This is a genomic window from Mycobacterium persicum (assembly GCF_002086675.1).
Classification (GTDB): domain Bacteria; phylum Actinomycetota; class Actinomycetes; order Mycobacteriales; family Mycobacteriaceae; genus Mycobacterium; species Mycobacterium persicum.
The window spans coordinates 1-20,676 of the sequence record NZ_MVIF01000010.1; the positions used below are offsets into that span (position 1 = coordinate 1).

At 64.9% G+C, this 20,676-nt stretch carries 22 protein-coding genes and 1 other RNA gene; 11 read left to right on the plus strand and 12 right to left on the minus strand.

What is annotated here, in order from left to right:
• Window positions 1-130: 130 nt before the first annotated feature.
• Window positions 131-298, plus strand: coding sequence for a hypothetical protein (locus BST40_RS29980; protein ID WP_158006377.1), 168 nt, complete (start codon window positions 131-133; stop codon window positions 296-298).
• Between the two features lie 37 nt (window positions 299-335).
• Entirely contained in the window at window positions 336-824 is a 489-nt protein-coding gene (locus tag BST40_RS05335) for a lycopene cyclase domain-containing protein (protein WP_142276709.1), read from the plus strand.
• Between the two features lie 15 nt (window positions 825-839).
• On the opposite strand, the gene BST40_RS05340 is transcribed toward BST40_RS05335, so the two are convergent.
• From BST40_RS05340 to BST40_RS05350, 3 genes are all read right to left on the minus strand, one after another.
• Window positions 840-1,628: a DUF5995 family protein gene (locus BST40_RS05340; protein ID WP_141563941.1), complete on the minus strand. Its 789-nt coding sequence runs from the start codon at window positions 1,626-1,628 to the stop codon at window positions 840-842.
• 95 nt (window positions 1,629-1,723) lie between these two features.
• On the minus strand, window positions 1,724-2,722 hold the full coding sequence (locus BST40_RS05345) for an LLM class F420-dependent oxidoreductase (RefSeq protein WP_083153694.1): 999 nt from the start codon (window positions 2,720-2,722) through the stop codon (window positions 1,724-1,726).
• 5 nt (window positions 2,723-2,727) lie between these two features.
• A complete protein-coding gene (locus tag BST40_RS05350; protein WP_075548805.1) occupies window positions 2,728-3,858 on the minus strand; it encodes an acyl-CoA dehydrogenase family protein in 1,131 nt (376 codons plus the stop codon).
• 86 nt (window positions 3,859-3,944) lie between these two features.
• Between BST40_RS05350 and BST40_RS05355 the strand changes: the two genes are divergently transcribed.
• The 3 genes from BST40_RS05355 (at window position 3,945) to BST40_RS05365 (ending at window position 6,187) form a co-directional block, all read left to right on the plus strand.
• The gene (locus tag BST40_RS05355; RefSeq protein WP_075548806.1) at window positions 3,945-4,424 is read left to right on the plus strand and encodes a winged helix-turn-helix transcriptional regulator; all 480 of its coding nucleotides are present in this window, start codon (window positions 3,945-3,947) and stop codon (window positions 4,422-4,424) included.
• 119 nt (window positions 4,425-4,543) lie between these two features.
• Complete coding sequence (locus BST40_RS05360) at window positions 4,544-5,677, plus strand: glycoside hydrolase 5 family protein (RefSeq protein WP_075548915.1); 1,134 nt, start codon at window positions 4,544-4,546, stop codon at window positions 5,675-5,677.
• A 105-nt stretch (window positions 5,678-5,782) separates the two neighbouring features.
• Window positions 5,783-6,187: a hypothetical protein gene (locus BST40_RS05365; protein WP_131808352.1), complete on the plus strand. Its 405-nt coding sequence runs from the start codon at window positions 5,783-5,785 to the stop codon at window positions 6,185-6,187.
• Window positions 6,188-6,202: 15 nt separating this feature from the next.
• On the opposite strand, the gene BST40_RS05370 is transcribed toward BST40_RS05365, so the two are convergent.
• Both BST40_RS05370 and BST40_RS05375 read right to left on the minus strand, forming a co-directional pair.
• Complete coding sequence (locus BST40_RS05370; protein ID WP_075548808.1) at window positions 6,203-7,405, minus strand: cytochrome P450; 1,203 nt, start codon at window positions 7,403-7,405, stop codon at window positions 6,203-6,205.
• Window positions 7,406-8,200, minus strand: a complete 795-nt coding sequence (locus BST40_RS05375; protein ID WP_075548809.1) for a spirocyclase AveC family protein — start codon at window positions 8,198-8,200, stop codon at window positions 7,406-7,408.
• A gap of 213 nt (window positions 8,201-8,413) precedes the next feature.
• Here BST40_RS05375 and BST40_RS05380 point away from each other — a divergent pair, with 213 nt between their 5' ends.
• A complete protein-coding gene (locus tag BST40_RS05380; RefSeq protein WP_075548916.1) occupies window positions 8,414-9,079 on the plus strand; it encodes a TetR/AcrR family transcriptional regulator in 666 nt (221 codons plus the stop codon).
• A gap of 18 nt (window positions 9,080-9,097) precedes the next feature.
• Here BST40_RS05380 and lipY (BST40_RS05385) read toward each other — a convergent pair whose 3' ends face one another.
• A complete protein-coding gene (lipY, locus tag BST40_RS05385) occupies window positions 9,098-10,744 on the minus strand; it encodes a triacylglycerol lipase LipY (RefSeq protein ID WP_167381681.1) in 1,647 nt (548 codons plus the stop codon).
• Window positions 10,745-10,919: 175 nt separating this feature from the next.
• Window positions 10,920-11,618, minus strand: coding sequence for an MspA family porin (locus BST40_RS05390; protein WP_075548810.1), 699 nt, complete (start codon window positions 11,616-11,618; stop codon window positions 10,920-10,922).
• A 235-nt stretch (window positions 11,619-11,853) separates the two neighbouring features.
• Between BST40_RS05390 and BST40_RS05395 the strand changes: the two genes are divergently transcribed.
• From BST40_RS05395 to BST40_RS05415, 5 genes are all read left to right on the plus strand, one after another.
• The gene (locus BST40_RS05395) at window positions 11,854-12,129 is read left to right on the plus strand and encodes a hypothetical protein (protein ID WP_075548811.1); all 276 of its coding nucleotides are present in this window, start codon (window positions 11,854-11,856) and stop codon (window positions 12,127-12,129) included.
• Between the two features lie 89 nt (window positions 12,130-12,218).
• On the plus strand, window positions 12,219-12,536 hold the full coding sequence (locus tag BST40_RS05400) for a hypothetical protein (protein ID WP_083153696.1): 318 nt from the start codon (window positions 12,219-12,221) through the stop codon (window positions 12,534-12,536).
• Window positions 12,533-13,297 carry an alpha/beta fold hydrolase gene (locus BST40_RS05405; RefSeq protein WP_075548813.1) on the plus strand — a complete coding sequence of 255 codons (765 nt, stop codon included), beginning with the start codon at window positions 12,533-12,535 and terminating at the stop codon, window positions 13,295-13,297. Before BST40_RS05400 ends, BST40_RS05405 begins: the two co-directional genes overlap by 4 nt.
• A gap of 34 nt (window positions 13,298-13,331) precedes the next feature.
• Complete coding sequence (locus BST40_RS05410) at window positions 13,332-13,547, plus strand: Clp protease/crotonase-like domain-containing protein (RefSeq protein ID WP_083153698.1); 216 nt, start codon at window positions 13,332-13,334, stop codon at window positions 13,545-13,547.
• 30 nt (window positions 13,548-13,577) lie between these two features.
• Window positions 13,578-15,368: a serine/threonine-protein kinase gene (locus tag BST40_RS05415; protein WP_075548815.1), complete on the plus strand. Its 1,791-nt coding sequence runs from the start codon at window positions 13,578-13,580 to the stop codon at window positions 15,366-15,368.
• Between the two features lie 104 nt (window positions 15,369-15,472).
• Here BST40_RS05415 and lipY (BST40_RS05420) read toward each other — a convergent pair whose 3' ends face one another.
• The 5 genes from lipY (BST40_RS05420) to BST40_RS05445 all read right to left on the minus strand — a co-directional run bounded on the left by lipY (BST40_RS05420) (window position 15,473) and on the right by BST40_RS05445 (window position 20,631).
• Complete coding sequence (lipY, locus tag BST40_RS05420) at window positions 15,473-16,657, minus strand: triacylglycerol lipase LipY (protein ID WP_082275580.1); 1,185 nt, start codon at window positions 16,655-16,657, stop codon at window positions 15,473-15,475.
• Between the two features lie 400 nt (window positions 16,658-17,057).
• Window positions 17,058-17,425: a transfer-messenger RNA gene (ssrA, locus tag BST40_RS05430) on the minus strand.
• Between the two features lie 86 nt (window positions 17,426-17,511).
• On the minus strand, window positions 17,512-18,357 hold the full coding sequence (locus BST40_RS05435) for a maleylpyruvate isomerase family mycothiol-dependent enzyme (RefSeq protein ID WP_083153700.1): 846 nt from the start codon (window positions 18,355-18,357) through the stop codon (window positions 17,512-17,514).
• 19 nt (window positions 18,358-18,376) lie between these two features.
• The gene (locus BST40_RS05440) at window positions 18,377-19,411 is read right to left on the minus strand and encodes a tetratricopeptide repeat protein (protein ID WP_075548819.1); all 1,035 of its coding nucleotides are present in this window, start codon (window positions 19,409-19,411) and stop codon (window positions 18,377-18,379) included.
• On the minus strand, window positions 19,411-20,631 hold the full coding sequence (locus BST40_RS05445; RefSeq protein WP_162877277.1) for an ATP-binding protein: 1,221 nt from the start codon (window positions 20,629-20,631) through the stop codon (window positions 19,411-19,413). The genes BST40_RS05440 and BST40_RS05445 overlap by 1 nt, the downstream gene beginning before the upstream one ends.
• Between the last annotated feature and the right edge of the window lie 45 nt (window positions 20,632-20,676).

Here is a 20,676-nt window from a genome sequence, read left to right on the forward strand (position 1 = left end):
CCGACTCAGGCTTGCGCCAACCCGCACGAGGCATACCCTACAAACTACACCCATGTAGTCTTAACTGAACGGTATTGGGACTAAATGGGACTAACTGGATGGGCCGTACGGCCAGAAAGCGAGTCGGAAGGTGACCCACGCATATCTGATCGGCAGCGCAGGGCTGATGCTGATCTGGGTTGGTTTCTGGGTCCCGGCGGATACCACGCGCCGCATGACAATGTTGCGGGTCAGCGGGATCACCGCACTGACCGGCCTCGCCGAACCGCCGCTACTGGAATCCGCCGAGTCTGTTTGATCTGAACAACAGAATAGGCATCGATATCGAAAGTGTTGTGTTCTCATTCGCAGCGGGTGGAATGGTTGCTGCCATCTACACAGGCCTCCGCAAGATCGGCCGGAAAATCGGGCCGCAGCCGCGATGTGCACGCTCCCTCCAAGTTCTTGCCCTGGTTTCCCCGATCCCGGTCTTTGTCACTCTCATCACCACGACGAATGTGAACCCGATCTACATCACGATCATCGCGCTGTTCGCCGGTGCCGCCGCCTCGTGCGCCTGCTGGCCGGCGCGGATCCCGAGGATTATGCTGGCCGGCTTTCTATTCACGGGACTGTATTTTGTGTGCTTCGTGATGTTCAGCGCGGTATATCCGCACTACCTGTTCCATGTGTGGAACTTGTCTGCCCTTTCGGGAGCGGTCATCGCGGGAGTCCCACTGGAGGAATTACTATTCGCGTTGTTCTATGGCTTCATGTATTCCAATGCCACAGAATACTTCTTCACCAGAATTTCTGCTGCGCGGGACCACGAAACCAGCCGCTGAACACCGGTCAGGCGATTACCCGGCCTGGTCAATCATGCCCAGGTTGTAGGCTACGTCGCGGCTTTCTCCCATGGCGATGGCCTTGACCATTTTCGATATCGCCCATGGCGGGTTCAAGTATTTTTCGATCTCCAGGGCAATCGTGGCGTCGAAATGATCGATTATGTTCCCGCGGCTGGATTCTGGCTCGGCGATAAGCTGTTGCGCGATTGTCCACGCGAGGTCACGAGAACGCTTGAGTTCCGCGCCGACGAAGCCGACGTCCTTGCTGGCCAACATCTTGCGTACCCCAGCCATGACCGGTGAAATCCGCTCGATGCCGTCCAGGACTCGGCCGATCTGACTGCTGAGAATGGCATTGACGATGTCGAAATCACTCTGCAGCGGCTCCAGCGAATCTCCGGCCGTCGCGGCGGCGGCAATACCAAGGTCGAAAGTGTCGTGGGCGGTCATCGCGGTGAGGATGTGCTGCAAAACAATGGGGCTATCGCTGGCGTTCACGTCGAACGCGGCCTGCCACACTCGGGTCGGCTTCCGGTGGTCACCGTCGAACCGGCTCTGCACGGCATCGAAGTACCGGTGAGCGAACGCCACGCCGAACCGTGTCATCCGCGGTCCGTCGGCGAACATTCCCGCGTTGATGGCATCGCGAACCGCGATGGTTGCCCGCTTGTATACGAGCGCGAAGTAGCCGACCCGGCTCGCCGTCTCACCCGACCATTCAATGATCGCCTCGATGCCTTCGATGACCTCGTCCATCGTGGAGACGTCCGTTAGGCGCGGGGCAGGCAGCGTCGCGACCATGCCGCTGAGTATCGTCGCCGGCCAGCGGACTGTCCTCGGTTTCGACGTGGCCGGTCCCATGGCTGGGCGGTTGACCACCAGATCCGCGGATCGGGCTACTCGGTAGGACGGCACTCGGTGTCGACCAGGGGCACGATCTCCCGGACCGTGCGCAGCGTCATCCGGCCACCGGGGTCTTCGGCTGTCGAGGGCACGACGGCCAGGCAGTCGGCCCCGGCTCGGTGGTAGGCGCGCAGCCGGGCCGCGATCCGGTCGGCGCCGCCCAGCGCCCCCACCTGATCGAGCAGTTCGACGGGAATGGCCGCCGCCAGTTCGCGTCTGGTTGCGCCGGTGCGTGCGCCGCGGACGAGGTCGCCGAAGCCCAGCGCGGCGAACATTTCGCCGTAGCCGGGCGGCGCGAGATACACGGCCAGCTGAGCAGCCACCTGCGCGTGCGCGGCAGCACCCGGGTTGACCGCGACCGGCACCCAGATCGTCAGGCGCGGCGCGCGACGGCGGACCGCGGCGGCTTCTGTGTCGAGGACCTCCCGAACCTGCGCGACGCGCGCCGGCGACGCGAGGTTGAGCACCACCTCGTCGGCGCGCTGGGCCGCCAGCAGGATCATGCCGGGACCGAACGCCCCCAACGCGATTCGGGTATCCGGCGGTGCGTTGCGGAGCCGGAAACCGTGGCTGCTGACGTGCCGGCCGACGTAGTCGACGCGTTCGCCGGCCAATATCGATCGCAGGCATTCGATGGTTTCGCGCATGACCGGCACATGGTGTGCCCACCGGCGGTTGTGCCAGCCGCTCACAATCGCCGGACTGGACGCCCCCAGGGCAAGGTCGACCCGATTGCCGGTGAGGGAGGCAACCGAACCGACTCCCAGCGCCAGTGCCACCGGGCCACGGACACCGACGGCCAGCGGGCCGATTTTCAGGGTCAGGTGGGGCGCCCGCAGCCCTACCGCGGTCGCCAGCGCGAACGCGTCATAGGTGGCCATCTCGCCGATCCAGAGGGCGTCGAAGCCTGCGTCGGAGGCCGCCAGCGCGACCTCCATTGCTTCGTGGTCGGGTCGGTCAAGCCAAAACGGCAGGGCGACCTCGACGTCCATGCCGCTCACAGCATCGCCACGTCGCTGGGCTGGTCGAGCAGCACCCGGCCGGACAGCTCGCGGGAGGCCTCGTTGACCTGGAAGTGGGCGGTGGCGGTGAAGGCGTCCCGGAACCGGCGCTGCAGTGGCGAGCTGTCGTAAATGGCGCTGCCCCCCGCCAGGTCGTACATGGTGCGCACCACGTCGGCCGAAATCCGCACCGCATGCGTGGCCGCCAGCCGGAGCCGGTTGCGCAACGCCACCGGCACCGCATCGGCGCCGTGGCTGGCCTGCCACGCGGCGTCGATCGCCTGGTAGTACAGCGCGCGCGCGGCATCCAGCGCCGCTTCGGCCGTCGCCACCGCAGCCTGGGTCGCCGGGCGTTCGGCCAGTGTGCGCGTGGAGCCCAGGCCCTTCTTTCCGGCGGCCAGTTCGACGAGGTCGTCGATCGCGGCGCGCGCATTGCCCAATGCGGCCGCGCCGATCGACAGCGCGAAGAAGCCGAACACCGGAAAGCGGTACAGCGGCCGATCCAGCGCAGGTCCGTCGAACACCGAGAACACCCGGTCGGCGGGCACGAAAACCTCGTCGGCGACGCTGTCGTGGCTGCCGGTGCCGCGCAGGCCCAGGGTGTGCCAGGTGTCGAGGACCTTCAGGTCCGCTTTGGGCAACGCGACGACGGAGGGCACCCGCTGATCGTCGACAAAGCAACCCGCGAACATCATGTCCGCGTGGCTGATCCCGCTGCAGAACGCCCAGCGCCCGGACATCACGACACCGCCGTCGACAGAGCGCGCCGTGCCCCGCGGCGCCCACACCCCCGCCGCGACACCCCGCCCGCCGCCGAACATCTCCTCGCGGCTGGACGCCGGCAGGTAGGCGACCAGCAGGGCGCTGGTGATGGCGATCGATACGCACCATCCCGCGGAGGCGTCACCGCGCGCAATCGCTTCGGCGCACCGCAGCGCCGTTTCCGGCGCCAGCTCCAACGCCTCGACCTCGCGGGGCATGGTGGCGCGCAGCAGTCCGGCCGCATTCAGGCTGGTAACGAGTTCGTCGGGGAGTCGGCGATCGCGATCGATCTGCCCGGAAAGCTCGCGAGCCGCGAGGGCGATCTTCTCGGCAAGGTTCTCGATCTCGGCGTCGCGGTGATTCATCAACGGCTCCTGGTGACGGTGACGGCGGCGGTTCAATCAACTTACTCCTGTCGGTTCAGTAATTGAACCGGTAAAGTCGTTGAACTATGCACCCCGCCGAGTTGTCGCATCGCTTCGAGGGCGAGTCTGTCGGACGGGCCCTGGAGCTGGTCGGTGAGCGCTGGACGCTGCTCATCCTGCGTGAGGCGTTCTTCGGGGTGCAGCGCTTCGGCCAGCTCGCCCGCAACCTCAACATCCCGCGCCCCACCCTGTCGTCGCGGCTGCGGATGCTCGTCGACGTCGGCCTTCTCGACCGCGTCCCCTACTCCCGCGATCCCGAACGACACGAGTACCGGCTCACCGAGGCCGGCCGAGAGCTCTTCGCGGCGATCGTCGTGCTCATGCGGTGGGGCGACGAGCATTTGCCCCACCCTGACGGCCCGCCGATCATGCTGCGACACCACACCTGCGGCGAATTCGTCGATCCTCGCCTGATCTGCGTCCGCTGCGGCGAGGAGATCACCGCGCGCAATGTGACCCCCGAGGCCGGCCCGGGATTTCGCGACCGGCTGTCGGCATCGCGGTAACCGCCGCCGCACAACGCAAGTAACGATTCCCAACCTCAAACGTTTCGAATCGATAAGCAACTCCAAACACGTTGCCGAGCAACACCATACGGATCACCTGGCGAAATTATGGTCTTTTCGTGGACCGTCGGACCGCGTTGAAGCTGCCGCTGCTGCTGGCCGCGGGCACGGCGCTGGCCACGGCCGGGCGCGCCGGTGCCGAACCAGGCCGGTGGCCGGCCGAGCGTGCCAACAGCTGGTATCAAGCGCAGGGCTGGCTCGTCGGCGCCAACTACATCACGTCGAACGCCGTCAACCAGCTGGAGATGTTCCAGTCGGGCAGCTATGACCCGCGGCGCATCGACGGCGAGCTCGCCGCGGCGCGGTCACTCGGGTTCAACACGGTGCGGGTCTTTCTCCACGACCTACTGTGGGCCCAGGACCGCCAAGGCTTCCAAGGCCGTCTCGCGCAGTTCGTCGCGATCGCCGCGCGCCATGGCATCAAGCCGCTTTTCGTCTTGTTCGACTCCTGCTGGGACCCGTTCCCCAGGCCGGGCCGTCAGCGCCCGCCCAGGCCCGGGGTGCACAACTCCGGGTGGGTGCAAAGCCCCGGTGCCGAACACCTCGGTGACCGGCGCTACGTCGGCGTTCTTTACGACTATGTCACCGGAGTCGTGGGCCAATTCCGCAATGACGACCGGGTTTTGGGTTGGGACCTGTGGAACGAACCCGACAATCCCGCGCGCGTATATCGCAAGGTGGAGCGCAAGGACAAGCTGGCGCTGGTCGCCGACTTGCTGCCCCAGGTGTTCCGGTGGGCGCGGGCAGTCGAGCCTGCTCAGCCGTTGACCAGTGGGGTCTGGCAGGGAAACTGGGCCGACCCCGGGCAACGCAGCACGATCAGCGGCATCCAACTGGACAACTCGGACGTGATCACCTTCCACAGCTATGGCGCGCCGGCCGACTTCGAGGCCCGGATCGCCGAACTTTCCCCACTGGGGCGTCCGGTCGTGTGCACCGAATACCTGGCCCGCAGCCGGGGCAGCACCGTCGCGGGAATTCTGCCAATTGCCAAGCGGCACAACGTCGGAGCGTTCAACTGGGGGCTGGTCGCCGGAAAGACCCAGACGTACCTGCCGTGGGACTCGTGGGATCACCCGTACCGCACGCCGCCGAAGGTGTGGTTCAGCGACCTGCTGCGGCCCGACGGGCGGGCCTATCAGGACGGCGAACTGGAAACGATTCGGACGCTGACCGGCGTCCAGCAGGAATAGCGCTGCGCCGCATCGCGTGCAGGGGCGAGAAAAGCAAGTTGTTCCGCCACGCGCCTTCGACCGCTATGATTCCGCTGAGTCGCGCACAACCACGAGGTGGTGGACATGTTTCGGGAACTCGCCGTAGGCGCAATAGGAATGGGTGTTCTCGGAGCGGGGCTGCTGGTCGCTCCGCCGGCGCAGGCCGACGACCCCCCGTACCACATTCTGAGCGCCCAGGATCTGTGCAATCTCGTCTACCCGAGCTCGGAGGCGATGCCGGACCCGTCCAAAGAGCCACCGGCCGTTGGACTTATCTGTGTCCGGCAGGGCGGGGTGCTTCTCCGGTTGGCCCGGGATCAGCCGGCCATCTTCTCCAATACCTTCGCTCTCGAACCGGGCAAAGCTCCTGAGCTGCCGAAAGGTTCGGTGCGCGTCAATCCCAAGGATCCGCTCAGCGACTGGATCATTCCGGACTGCTACATCCCTGATCGCATCGACTGCAACCCCAACGCGCCCGGCCACCGCTGACCGGCTTCGCATTGATCAGGGCTTGGCCCGAACTGTCTTGACGGGCAGTCGCGCCCAGCCCCGCACACTGGACGTCCGTGCCCTGCTGGCGTTGTCGTAGTCGACCTCCCAGTCGGTCCATCGCTTGAGGACCTCTTCGAACGCGACCCGGGCCTCGAGCCGCGCCAGGGCCGAGCCGAGGCAGAAATGCAGTCCCTGCCCGAAGCTCAAATGGCCACCTTTGCGGTGGATGTCGTAGCGATCCGGCTCGCTGAATCTCTTCTCGTCCCGATTCGCCGAACCATTGAGCAGCAGCATGTGGGAGCCCTCGGTCACGGTGTGCCCGTACAACTCGACGTCGCGAGCGACGTAGCGCGCCTGCACCGGCGACGGCGGCTCGTAGCGCAGGGTCTCCTCGACCGCCGAGCCGATCAGGTGCGGATCCGCGACGAGTTCGTGTCGTTGGTCGGGATGCTCGCCGAGCAGTTGGCCCATGAAACCGATCAGCCGCGCGGTGGTTTCGTTGCCGGCACCGACGATCATCGCGGTGTAGGCCAAAACTTCGTTGCGTTCCAGGCGCCGCCGGGATCCGTCTGATTCGTCGACTTCGGCGTTGAGCAGATCTGTCGCCAGGTCGTCGGAGGGATGCGTCGCCCGCCACTCGATGTACTCGGCGAACATCGCCATCGAATCCTCGAAGATCGTCGGGCTGACCCCCTCCCGTCGCGGTCCGAGCGCGAGGTTCTGGTCGTTGCGGTCACGGATTAGCTGTTGCGCCTGCTCGGGGATGCCCAGCAGGTAGCCGATGGTGCGCATCGGCATGATCGCCCCCAGATCGGCGACGAAGTCGAACCCGTCCGAATCGCGAAGCGAATCCAGTGCGCGACAACAAAATTCACGCACCAGTCGGTCGACGGCCAGCATCCGCCGAGGGGTGAAAACCCGCGACAACAAGCGCCGGTGCAGATCATGCAGCGGCGGATCCTCGAACAGCAGGATTCCCGGCGGAACTTCGATGCCGCTGAACAAGATGTCGGCCGTGGTGCCCCGTCCCGACCGATACGTCTGCCAATCATGCAGTGCGGCTGCCACGTCGTCGTAGCGACTCAACGCATAGAAGTTGTACTTGTCGTTGAAATACAGTGGGGCCGCTGCCCGCATCCGTTTCCACACCGGATAGGGATCGTCATCGATGTCGAAGTCGAACGGATCGTAGTAAAGCTCCTGTTGGGTGGGCACTCATCCGCCCTGCCGGGGTTGGTTCGGTACGCCGGGGAATAGCTGCTCCGTCGGCCCGGAGGTCACCCACCCGCCCAGCTTGGTGACGAGGTGGGGCGCAAAGACCGCCCCGTACAGTAGGTTCCCGATGACAACGACGGCGACGACGGACAGCACTGCCGACTGCAGCCGGCTCGTCGAGCGCTTGTCGGCCCACATCTCGATGACGTTTCGTCCCTGGGAATCGGTGCGGCCCAGCAGATAGGTGAAGACCATCATCTGCACCCCCAATGCCAGCGAGTCGTAGACCGGGTACTGGTGCTTGGCGCCCTCGAAGATTGCCAGGCCGGGAATCACGTAGCCGTAATGGAAGACGCCGAGCCGGGCCCCGAGGAACGCGTTGAAGACGAAGGCCCAGCAGAAGCCGACGACGAGTCCGACGATCAGCAGCGTGATCGGCCGACACCAGCCGAACCGCGCGCTCAACCGTCGTCCGAGCGCCGCGCCGATCACCGCGGGCAGCACGAAGTAGCCGATGTAGCCGACCGGCACCGACGAGGGGAGCCCACCCCACGTCATGTTCAACGGCCACCACGACGGCACTCGTGGTAGGGCGGGCGGGAATTGCGCGTACATCGCCCAGTCGTAGGGCGCCTCGATCCACGAAAACGAGATCGCCGAGACACACAGCAATAGCAGTGGGTGTAGCCGACGGCGGCGAAAGCTCAGATACCCACCCGCCGCGGTGAACACGATGCCGCTACCCCAGCCAAAGATGACGGCCGCAGTCAGCAACGGCGTCAACTGGGTACTCATCGTGAGCGCCCGCCGCGGCGCGCTTCCGGGTCGATGTAGATAACCAGACCGAAGATGACGACGATCAGCCCGAACAGGGTTCCGAGCATGATGACCGCGCCCACAACACGCCCTTCCGGCAGGCTACCCGGCTTTGTGATAGTGGATACTATTCTAAGTCGAAGGTCAAGGCCGACGATCGTGAAATACCGGAGTGCCCAGGAGTAAATGACGGTGTCCCAGCGACTTTCGTCCAGCAACGGGCGCGCGGCCCAAGCGCCGGTTCAGCCGCTCCGTCGGCCTCGCGGTGAGCCGCGCCGGCTCCTGCTCGATGCCGCGCGCGAGCTGTTCGCCCGCCAGGACTACCGCAGCACCACGACGCGTGAAATCGCACAGGCGGCCGGAGTCAGCGAATACCTGCTATTCCGGCACTTCGGCTCGAAGGCCGGGCTTTTCCGGGAAGCACTGGTTCTTCCTTTCACCCGTTTCGTCGACGAATTCAGCCGGACATGGCAGTCGGTCGTCCCGGAGGAAACCGACGAAGAGGAACTGGCCCGCCATTTCGTCGAGCAGCTCTACGACATGCTCGTGGACCATCGGGGTCTGCTGCTGACGCTCGCGGCGTCGGAGGCGTTCGGCGAGGAGGAAACCGAGGACACCGGCATCGCCGACATGCGACGGGCTATTGCGGTGCTCGGTCAGATCAGCGCCGAGGGCATGCGGTTACGCGGAATCCGCTCGAGTCAGCCGGACCTGCCGGCGCACTCGACGGTGGCGATGATCGTCGGCATGGTCGCACTGCAGGCGACCTTCTTCGGGTCCGTGCCGCCCCCGCGGGAGGCGATCGTCGACGAACTCGTCCAGGCGATTCTGCATGGCTTCCTGCATCGGCGCGACTGAGCGGTGCTTCGCCCGCGATCAGGCGGCGATACCGAGTTGCCGGTTGATCTGCGGCCAGTATTGGAAACCGTCCGGAGTAAGCAGAATCCAGTCGTGAATCTGACCGTTGGCCAGCACGAAGCTGACCGGGGCCCCTTGAGTTACGGCCGCTTGTTGCAGGACAAACACGTCCGGCGCGAGGATGTCCAGGTTGCCCGAGTAGACATACGTCTGCGGCAGTCCGCCCAGGGAGCCGTTCAGCGGACTCACCATGGGGTCGTTCACGTCAAGATTGCCGGCCCACACCCTGCCGATCTGTTGCGCGGGCCCGACAGGAAGCAACGGATCCTGGACCAGCCCGATATTCGGATTGGTCATTCCCACGTCGAGCCACGGAGACACCAGAACCATTGACTCCGGCACGGGGTCGCCGTGGGCCACCAGGTATTGGGTAGCCGCCAGTGCGAGGTTGCCGCCCGCCGAGTCGCCGATCACGCTGACGTTGGACGGCTGGTGTTGAGCGATTTGCGTGGAGATGAAACCGGCCATCGTGGGTACGACCGTACCGGCGGTACCACCTTCCTGCAGCAACGGGTAAATCGGGACTTGAACGGTCGCGCCGGTCTGCTGGGCCATCACCGAGTAATTGATCCAGTGCAAGAACGAGGGCGGAAAGATAAACGCGCCACCGTGAATGGCGACCACGTATTCACCGGTCGGATGAGCCGGCGTGATCTGCACGACGCTCATCCCGTTATACGTTGTGTATTGCACCGTCTCCCCCAGCAGCAAATTCAGGAAAGGTGGCGGGGAGTTACCGAGGAACCACGACAGCGGCGGGATGTCGCTCGCGAACAACGCCAACAGTGGGTTACCGGGCACCGCAAGTTGAGTTTCCAGGCCGGACAACGCGAGCAGGGGTTTCACCGGCCACAGCGCGGCTTCTTCAAGTCTGGTCGCCAGCGACGGGGCGCCGGTGAAGTTCCCCGAATGCGTTGCCGCGAAAGGCGGATCAGCCGGCGCCCCGAAGACGCCGGTGATGAGGGTGTCGGAAACCCGGGCGAATCCACTGGCCAGTGCCGTGGGGGTCTGCTGAATTTGCTGTTCTACCAAGGCGAAACCGTTTCCGATTGCTTTGGCGAATTCGCCTGGCAGTCCAGGCAGATCTTGCAGCGCTTGTTCCCACGGGGCCAACTGCGCGACCGTCGTCGCGGCACTGCTGTGATATCCGCTCATCGCGGCGACGTCCTGAGCCCACATCTGCTCGTATGCAGCCTCGGCGGCCGCGATCGCCGGTGCGTTTTGACCGAACAGGTTAGAGATCACCAGCGACACCAACTGGCCACGGTTGGCGTTGATCAGTTCAGGGTGCACGATGCCGGCCAGTGCTGCTTCATAGGCGATGGCCGCCGCCCGGGCTTGAGCTGCTGACTGTTCGGCTTGAGCGGCTGCCTTTCCCAGCCAGTCCAGGTACCGGGCTGCCGCCGCCGTCATGGAGGCCGACGCGGCGCCTTGCCAGGCCTGAGCCCCCAGGTCCGAGGTGATCGAACCGAATGCGTTCGCCGCTGAGCTCAATTCACCGCCGATTCCGTCCCAGGCCGTCGCCGCCGCCAGCATCGGCTCCGATCCCGGTCCAGCAAGCAGCAGCACCGAATTGACCTCGGGCGGCCACACCGAAAAGCTCATTACCCTGCCCCCTCGATTCCCCCTCGATCAGGCTTATTCCAGGAACGTACCCCGTCCATGCCTTGGCGGAAGAGTTTTCGGCGGCAGTCGCGGTGGCATTCGCCGAAATCCGCAACAGAGCGTGCCGAGCACCAACGCCGCGGGTGCCGTCGAAGCTCGCCTTCGGCAATCGCGGTCAGACGGCCTTGGTGGAGCCGACGTAGGACAGCACCACGTCGGACTCATCGGTGATGCGGGTCATGGTCGCGTAGGAACGGATGAACGACTGGCCAACGCACCCGTCGATCTTGATGTGGAAGTCGCTGATCATGATCCACGGATTTGGCCCCTTGAAGTCTTTGCGGACCACCGGCACGATGACGACGAATCCGGGCTTGAGGCCCACGCTGACCACGTTGTTATACTGCCCGCTGGCCAGCGGAATGACGATAGGCGGCTGGCCGGGACCCAGCGGCAGTTCGGCGGCGAGCGAGGGAGAGATTCCGCTGCCATTTGCGATGACGAAGCCATTGGAGGTGCTCTGGTCGACCCCGCACCCGATCTCGTAGCCGACCTCCAGGACGCCTCGGGGGTCTTCCGGCCCGGTGAGCGAAGCGCCAAAGATTCCGCTGGAGAGGTATTCGCGGGACGACAGCGCGGTGGTCAGCGGCGCCACCGGAACGTGTTTCTCGTCCTTCGCGCCGAGGGCCAGGACCCAGCCGTCAGGGGTGTTCACCCTAGCCGGTGTGCCTGGAGGCACCGACCCGTCGGACGGTGGCACCGCACCGGGAGGGGGTTCGGCGTCGGGTTGGGCACCTGCCGACGGCGCGGTCATCGGTACGACGAGGCACACGGCCAGAACCGCAGCACGGCGAACTACCGCGGAAATCGGCATCACAGCCGATACGCTAAGCACCGCCCCATTCCGTTATGGCGTTGCTGGTTAACGAAATCAGAGTTGTTGCGCGTTTGTAGCTGGTTTGCGATTCAGAAGAGGCAGTCTGGCGAGACCCGCGTCACTCAGCGCTGGTCGCCGAGCGGTTCCTGTTTGCCGGAACGCTCACAGGTGCTTGGCGAGTAAACTTCACGTATAGCCAGGGATTCGTGGCAGACGGCAGAGAGGGCGACCGATGACGCTGCAAAGGTTCGCTCGAACGGCGCTGGCAATCCTGATAGCCAGCATCGGAATATGGATGACGGCTCTGTCCGGCGGCAGCGGCATCGCTTACGCAGACCCAGATGACGATGACGCGCTTCCGATCATCGATGATCTGCTCTTCACCCCGATATTCTCGCAGGATCCGCGCTTGCTACATCCGAGCAGAACAGGCCTCGAACAAGACTGGGGCCGGATCGGAATGGTCTGTCAGAACCGAACTGTCAAGTGCCAAAAGAACGGATTTTAGCCCGAGTTTGAGACGCCGTGGCGGCGATGGCGCTGCGTTATTGCCGTGAACGTGAGCGATATTGGCGGCCCATCGGTCAGTTCTAGGCCGTGCAAGCCCATTCGGTCACCATCGACCTGGAAGGTGGAGCCGGCCGGTCTCGGCCCCGCGACCTCGAAATCGCTTGCGCCAAAATGCTTGCCGACCGGGCGGCACGACTGGTGACGGCGGTAACCCATCAGCCGCATGGAGCGATCGGTATGACGAAGGAGTATCCGTTGCACCACGTGACCCGTCGACTCTGGGCCTGGCACGACAAAGGTAAAGGGCATCATCGCTGCCCGAACCGGCTCGGCGCAGCGCTGGTCGCTCGCCGTCCCGACGCCCGCTACCCGGCCATCCAGTGCGGGTCCGAGGTGCTGGCGTGAAGCGCCTGCAGCGACCGGACGGGGTCACGCTGGTCTTCCGGGTGCACAATCCCCAGGCGCCGGGTGTGCCGCTGTTGCTCACGCACGGTTTCGGCGCCACCGGGGGCATGTGGGACCCCAACATTGATGCCTTGAGCGTCGACCGGCCGGTGATCGTCTGGGACCAGCGCGGCCACGGCGGCAGCGACGCGCCCGAGGACATGGACCGCTACAGCGAGCAGATCAGCGTCGCCGACATGGCGGCCGTTCTTGATGCCGCGGGCGCCGATCGGGCCGTGCTCGGCGGAATGTCCTTGGGCGGCTACCTATCCCTGGCCTTCCACCTCGCCCATCCGCAGCGGGTGGCGGCGCTGGTACTGGTCGACACGGGGCCGGGCTACCGCAACGACGCGGCCCGCGACAAGTGGAACGCATGGGTGGAACGGCGCGCCCAACGACTCGAACGAGGCGAAGCGCTCACCGACATGTCACCGGAACTCGCGCAGGCCGTGCACCAGCACCCCGAGGGGCTGCCCCGGGCCGCCCGCGGTGTCATGGCCCAGAAGGACGCTCGGGTGATCACGTCGCTCGACAGTGTCACGGTGCCCACGCTCGTCGTCGTCGGCGCCCAGGACACCGACTTCCTGGCCAGCGCCGACTACTTGGCCCGCAAAATCCCCGGGGCCCGCAAGGTTGTCGTCGACAACGCCGGGCACGCGGCAAACATGGACCAGCCCGGGGCGTTCAACGCCGCGGTGCGCGAATTCCTGGATCGGCTGTGAACATCCCGGAGTCACCGTCGAACGCGGCGGACACGTGGCTGTCGTGGAGATCCATCGACCTCCGAACAACTATTTCGACGCCGCCTTGATCGAGCGCATCGCCGACGCGTATGAGCGGCTGGACGACGACGCCCAATGCCGGGCGATCGTGTTGTGCGCAGGGAAAACACGTCTGCGCCGACGCCGACTTCTCCCGGCCCGCCGGGGGCGTGCCGACGCGGGCTGGCACCTCATCAGCGAGATTCGCTAGCCGGCCGTGGCGGTTTGTAGGCTTTCGGGCATGCCGTTCGACAACGGTGAGGTATTCGCTGGCTACGTGATCGAGCGCCTGCTCGGCACCGGCGGGATGGGTGAGGTTTACCTCGCCCAGCATCCCCGGCTGCCGCGTCACGACGCGCTGAAGGTCTTGTCGTTGGCCGCGACAGCCGACGAGGAGTTTCAGGCGAGATTCAAACGCGAAGCCGAGTTGGCGGCGACGCTGTGGCACCCCCATATCGTCGGCGTTCTCGATCGCGGTGAGTTCAACGGCCGGCTCTGGATCTCGATGGAGTACGTCGACGGCACCGACGCGGGTCGGTTGGTCCGGGAGCGCTACCCGAACGGAATGCCAGAGCAAGACGTCGCGGAAATCGTGACTGCGGTGGCCGATGCGCTCGACTTCGGTCATGATCGCCGTCTGCTCCATCGTGACGTCAAGCCCGAGAACATCCTCGTGACCGCGCCCGATGGCCACCGGCGCAGGGTGCTGCTCACCGATTTCGGCATCGCCCGCAGAATCGACGACGTCAGCAACCTCACCGACGTCAACGTCGCCATCGGAACCATCAGTTACGTGGCCCCCGAGCAGCTGCTGGGCAAGCCACTTGACGGCCGGGCAGATCAATATGCGCTGGCTGCGACGACGTTTTACCTGTTAACCGGTGCCCCGCCGTTTCACGACTCGAATCGCGCCGTCGTCGTCAGCAACCATCTCAATACACCGCCACCGCGGATATCGGCGCGCCGGCCCGAACTCGCGCACCTCGACGCCGTCCTGGCAAGGGCGCTGGCCAAAGACCCCAACCAGCGATACCCGACTTGCACCGAGTTCGCCCTGGCTCTCACACAGCGGGGCGCCCCGGCGCGCTTGCAAACGTCGGGGCCGGGCCCCGCCGAGGACCTCGCTTCGGGCGGACGTCCGGCCACGCAGCGTCTCGAGCGTCTGGTTGTTCACGGAACGGCGCGCGCCGTAGCGCAAAGCGCGGTCGGAGCCCAATCGCAGGTCGGGATCTTGTCGTTCCAGGTAGTCCCCTATGAGCCGCTCGGCGACCGGCGCGCTCCGCTTCCCGTCGAGATCCAAACCGACCTCGTCGCGGGTCAGCTCGCGGACGGGGACGAGGTCGAGATCACCGGCCTGTGGGACGGCGAAACCCTCGACGCTGACAAGATCGTCAACTTGTCAGCCGGAGCTCGTCCGAGGCGACGCCGGTCGGAGGTCGGTGCCACACCGCCGCGAGACAAGGCGCCGAAAGGCAGAAAACTCCGGCTCGCCGCGCTCGTCGCCGTCGTCGGTGTCATCGTGTTGACCGCGGCGGCGGTTCTGTACTTCACGCACGGTTTCGGCACCCGGACCCGCCCTGGACCAATCGTCAAGCCGGTGAGTGCAACGGTTTTTTCACCCGACGGCGCCCCCGACAACCCGCAGCAGGCCAACTTGGCGATCGACGGCAACCCGAACACGGCGTGGTCCACCGTTACCTATCGGGACGCGGTCCCGTTCCCGAAATTCATCGAGGGAATGGGGCTGTTGCTGCACCTGGCCCAGCCGACCGCGCTGAGCGCCGTGACGATCGACGTGTCCAGCACGGGAACCCAGGTGCAGATCCGTTCGTCGCCCAGCCAAACCCCGACCACATTGGCCGACACCACCGCGCTGACCCCGAACACGCCACTGCAGCCGGGGCACAACCGCATCACGGTGGATAACCGGACGAAGACCTCCAATGTGCTGGTGTGGATCTCCACCTTGGGCACCACCAATGGCCAGAGCCGGACGGAAATCTCCGAGATCACCCTGCAGGCGGCCGGGTAGGCGCAACTGCTGGTCGCGGACGGCCAGGCAGGCATGTTTCTGGGTTCGGTCGGGGCGGCAGTGAACAGGGCCAAGATCCCCGTGATCGTGGCGCCACCCTGCGATCAGGCGACGATACCGAGTTGTTGGTTGATCTGCGGCCAGTACGGCAACCCGCCGGGAGTCAGCAGAACCCAGTCGTGAATTCCGCAGGGTTCCACAACGAAGCTCATCGGGGCCCCTTGGGCTAATGCTGCTTGCTGGAGGACGGCCGCTTGTTGTGCAAGTGGATCCAGCGAGCCGGAGTAGACATACGTCGGCGGAAGACCGTCAAGTGACCCATTCAGCGGGCTGACCAGATAGTTGTTCGCGGGAAGATTGCCTGCCCACACCGCGCCGAGTCCCCCAGTCCCCACATCCAGCCACGGAGACAGCAACACCATCGACGACGGTACCGGTTCGGATTGGCTGACCAAGTATTGGACGGCCCCCAGTGCGAGGTTGCCGCCCGCGGAGTCGCCGACCACGCTGACATTCTGGGCTCCGTATTGCGCGATCTGCGATGAGATGAAGCCGGCTGTTTGCGGTACGACCGTGGCGGCGGTACCACCTTGCTGGAGCAACGGGTAAATCGGCACTTCGAAGGTCGCGCCGGTCTGGTAGGCCGTCACCGAGTAATTGATCCAGTGGAACAACGAGGCCGGGAGAATGTACGCGCCACCGTGCAGGGCAACCACGTGTTCGCCCGTTGGAGCGGCCGGCGTGATCTGCACGACGCTCATCCCCTGATACGTGGTGTACTGCACCGTTTGCCCCAGCAGCAAATTCAACAATGGTGGCGGGGAGTTGCCCAAGACCCACGACAGCGGCGGGATGTCGCTGGCAAGCAGCATCAGGAGTGGGTTACCTGGCACTGAAGTCAGGGATGCGAGCCCGGAGCTGAATCCGGCGGCAATCGTCGTGGGGATCTGCTGGATTTCCAGCTGAACGCCAAGCACCGCCTGCTCAAAAGTCGCCAGAGGCGCAGCGCCGGCCGCTTCGGCGGTGGCATACGCCCCGGCAGCGCCGCTCAATGCCTGCACGAACCGCTCATGGAAAGCCGCCGCGTGTGCGCTGACAGCTAGATAGTCCCGGCCGTGGGCCGAAAAGAAGGCCGCGATCGCCTCCGACACCTCATCCTCGGCCGCGGCCAGTACCTCAGTGGTGGCCGCGGCCATCCCCTGGTTTGCGGTTGCGACCACCGAACCAATCGACGCCACCTCTGTGGCCGCGCCGGACATTAGCTCGGGAGACGCAAGAACATACGACACTGTGCCGCTCCACCCTTCGGGCAACCCGTCGAGTTGCCCAGCCGATACCGATCATCGAGTAGCCGGAGCTTATGCCGAGGACGGGTAATCACGTCGCGGTTTGCCGGAACCGGCGTCCAGGTGGACTCAGGTAAGCAAGACGAGACGACGAACGCGGCCGTCGGGCTGCCGATTGCGTGTTGAACAAGATGAACAGATCGTCAAGGCCGCATTGCGCAACGGCGAGCGCAGAGCGACGTCATCCGGCGGGCACCACGGCTGCTCGAACGGAAAGTGGTCGACCAGGTCCGAACGATCGATGTCGTTCTATGTGCACGGCGATGAACACGCCGTAGCGCGATACCTCGGTCTGTGATGGCTGTCGTTGCCTGCAAATGAGCCGGCGAACCGGCCCGTCAAGTGGTGGAGCTGCCGGGAATCGAACCCGGGTCCTACGGCATTCCCTCAAGGCTTCTCCGTGCGCAGTTCGCTATGCCTCTGCTCGGATCTCCTGGTCACGCGAACTAGCCAGGATGACGATCCCAGTCGCTGTTGGTGTCCCGACGAGTCCCGCGACCGAACTCATCGGTTGATCCCTCTAGCTGATGCCAGGGTCCGGGTCGAGGGCGGTCCCGGTCTGACAGACTAGCCGTCGCTTAGGCAGCGAGAGCGTAGTCGCGCTGATGTGAATCGGCGCTTATTTGGTTGCAACGACGCTTACGGTGGTCTCTTGCCTGCACCGGCACGCTTCCCTTGATTCGATGCGCGAAGTCGAAACCGTTCAGCCCCATGTCTTCGAGCACCCTTGCCGACTTCCGGCAAGACAATCAATGGTACGCGTCTACCAACAACGGGCAACGGGATTATCTTCCCGATCAGATCACGAAGTTCAGACGCTCGACGATCCGGCCCGCGAGGTCCTTGTCGCCGCCGAGTTCTACCTGCTGGCTGCGGGCGGGGCTCATCGGACGACCGCCGGCAAGCCTGGTGAACTGCAGTCCATCAAGCCGGATGGCCGCGGTCGGCTCTTGTCCGCCGAAGTCCTCGACCAGTTGCGCGCGGCCATCGACGCTGACCCGGATGGTGCGGGCCAATGGGCCGGTCAGTTCGAACAGCACCCGGGAGCCGTCGGGCGCTTTGGCCAGCTTGCCTACGACGAACCCCATGCTGGAAGACATTTCGTCGAGGGACAGCTCGGCGGTCCGACCACCCAACTCGTCGTCGGACGACGGCCGCTGCAGCGCCTGGCGGATATCCTGTTCGTGCATCCAGCAATCGAAGGTACGGATCCGCATGAAGCGCCCGTAGGCGTCGGGGCCCGCCGGCGTCGTGGTCGCCGCGCTCCAGTCGGTCTCCGGCATTCTCTCCAAAGCCTTGCGGCGTTTGGTGGTCACCTCGCGGAACCGCTCCAGCACGCTGGTGCCCGACTCTCCGCTGAGATGAATCACCCAGCTCTCGTTCATCACTCCGATGGGGTTGCGCACATGCTCGAGCGTGGAGACGTCGATATCGGCCTCCGGTGCGCCGATGCCGAGCAGGAAGGACTCGGTACCGATGATGTGCGACACGACCGCCTTGACATTCCAGCCTGGCAGCGGGCTCATCGACTGCCAATCCGCCTCGGGCAGTCCGTCCAGCAGCGCATCGAGGGAGTCCCACACGGCGAAAAGTCCCGCCAGGACCTCGGACTTGTCGAGTTGGGTCAGCGGACGATCGGCCATGGCTCGGATAGTAGGCCGGTCACCATCCGAGCGTCACGCCGGCCCGCGCGAGAATCAAACCAATGACGATCAACATTCCCCCAACCGCGACCGCCCACGCCGACCCACCGAAAACGGTGACACCAGCGCCGGCACACGCTGCCGAGGCCGCGTGGATCAAGCGGGCGGCGACAAAGCCACGGTTGCGAAAGATGTACGAAATAACCCCACGAGGTATCGCTCGCAATAGCCAGCCAAGGATGGCGATCAGCACAGCGGTGAAGAGCCCGGCCAACATTCGCAATCTGGAGGTTGGCTCGCCCTGGTCGTGCGCGACGCCGACAAAAACGACAAACAATCCCAGGAGCACCGCGACGACAGTCAGACTTTTCAGCACCTTCGTGACAAGGTCGGCGATATTGCGGCGCGCAAGATCTCCTAGCGTCGGGTCACTTCTCGCGGCCCTCAGAAATCCCCGCAGCGCGAGTGAGAACTTACCGGCCAGAAGCCGATTGACGGCAATGTTGTGGAGCGCCGTGGCGTTGCCCGGATCCGACGCCAAGGCCTCCAGATACGTTGCGGTGGATTCGGGGATACGACGCAGGTCATGCAGGATGGAGCCGCGCAGCACCAACGCGTCGACACTCATGGGATCAAGGCGCAATGCCTCGTCTACTACGAGCAGCGCCGATGTAAGCTGGCGCGAATTTTGCAGCAGCTTCGCGTAAAGCCGCTGCGCCGCAGGTTCGTTGGGATGAGTAAGCACGGTCCGCCAGGCCATCCAAAGGGCGTCGTACGAGCGACCCAGGCCTTCCAGCGACAGCGCGTAAAGCCGCATGGCGAACTCGTACTGCGGCGCTGCAGATAACGCGCCGTACGCGCTATGAGAGGCCGTGTCGTAGTTGCCCAGCATGTACTCAGCCCGGGCGAGGTGCGCCTGCAGGACCGGATCGGTCGGGTTTTCCGCCAACGCACGGCGCAGGACATCCCGGGCCCGCTCATAATTTCCCGTGTCGACGTAGGCACTGGCGAGGTGGACAGCTTCGGCCACTCGGTCGGTGTCCGTTTCCGACATCACCGAATCTTTCTGCGCCGCAAGTACTTTGCCAACTCGTCGTAGGTACCGTCGTTGTTGGCGAATTCGACGACGTTGCGCGCGGTCTCAAACCAGGGCCCAGCGCTGGGCCTGACCTGCGCGGCAGCAGCCTGGACGTCCGCCATCGTGACCGGACGCACCTGCTGGCTGCGCATCGAATCGGCCATCGCCAATTGCGTTGCACTGTCGCAAACATGCGCCAGATCGGCGCCTGAAAATCCCTCGGTGCGGCCCGCGATCGCGGCGGGATCGATCCCGGCGACCGGCCGATCCTTCAAATGAAACCGGACTATCCCCGCCCTGGACTCGGCGTCAGGCAACCCCACGAAAATCATCCGGTCAAATCGCCCGGGCCGCCGCAATGCCGGATCGACATCCCAGGGCGCATTGGTGGCACCCAGCACATAGACACCGTTGTTGGCGGACGTAGCGGTGTCGAGTTCTTCCAGCAACGTGTTGACGATGGTGCGGATGCCCGAGCTGCCGCTCAGCGCGGAACGCCGGTGCCCCAACGCGTCGACCTCGTCGAAAAACAGCACGCACGGAGCGTTACGGCGGGCATTGTCGAAGGCCGAACGGATGCTGCGCTCGCTCTCACCCTGGTAACGATGCAGCACGTCGGCGATTCCCAGCTGGTAGAAGCTGGCGCCCAACTCTCCCGAAACCGCCTTGGCGACATAGGTTTTGCCGCACCCAGGTGGCCCGTATAGGAGCAACCCACCACGAGCGGACACCTTGTAGGCCTTCATCAGCTCGGGGTTGCGCAGCGGCCCCAGTAGCGAAAGTTCCAATTGCCGTTTGACATCGGCCATGCCCGCAACGTCGACCAGCCGCACCTGGCTGCGCTGCAGCACGTCGAAATCTCCTTCGGCCAGGACGTCGGGGGGCGCCTCCACGAAGGCGGGCTCGATGATGTCGGCGACTTCTTTTTCGGCAATGGACCAATCGAAGCCGTCTTCGGCAGGAGCCTGCGGCTGAGTCGGGATGGGCTCGGCCAGCGCGGCACTGCACCGCTGCAGCAGGCTCAGCGCGACGGCGTTGCCGGCGTCCTGGCTCAAGGCCGCGCTGCAATGTCCCAACGCCTCGGCATAGCGTCCCTTGTCGGCCAACAAGGTAGCCAAATGCACACGCAGCTCGACGACTTCGGGGCTGCGCTGCACCGCTGCGGACAACTCGCGAATAACTGGGTCTTCAGTCACGGCCATTCCCCGTAAATACCGCAACCCGCCCCTGCGCGCCAGTCA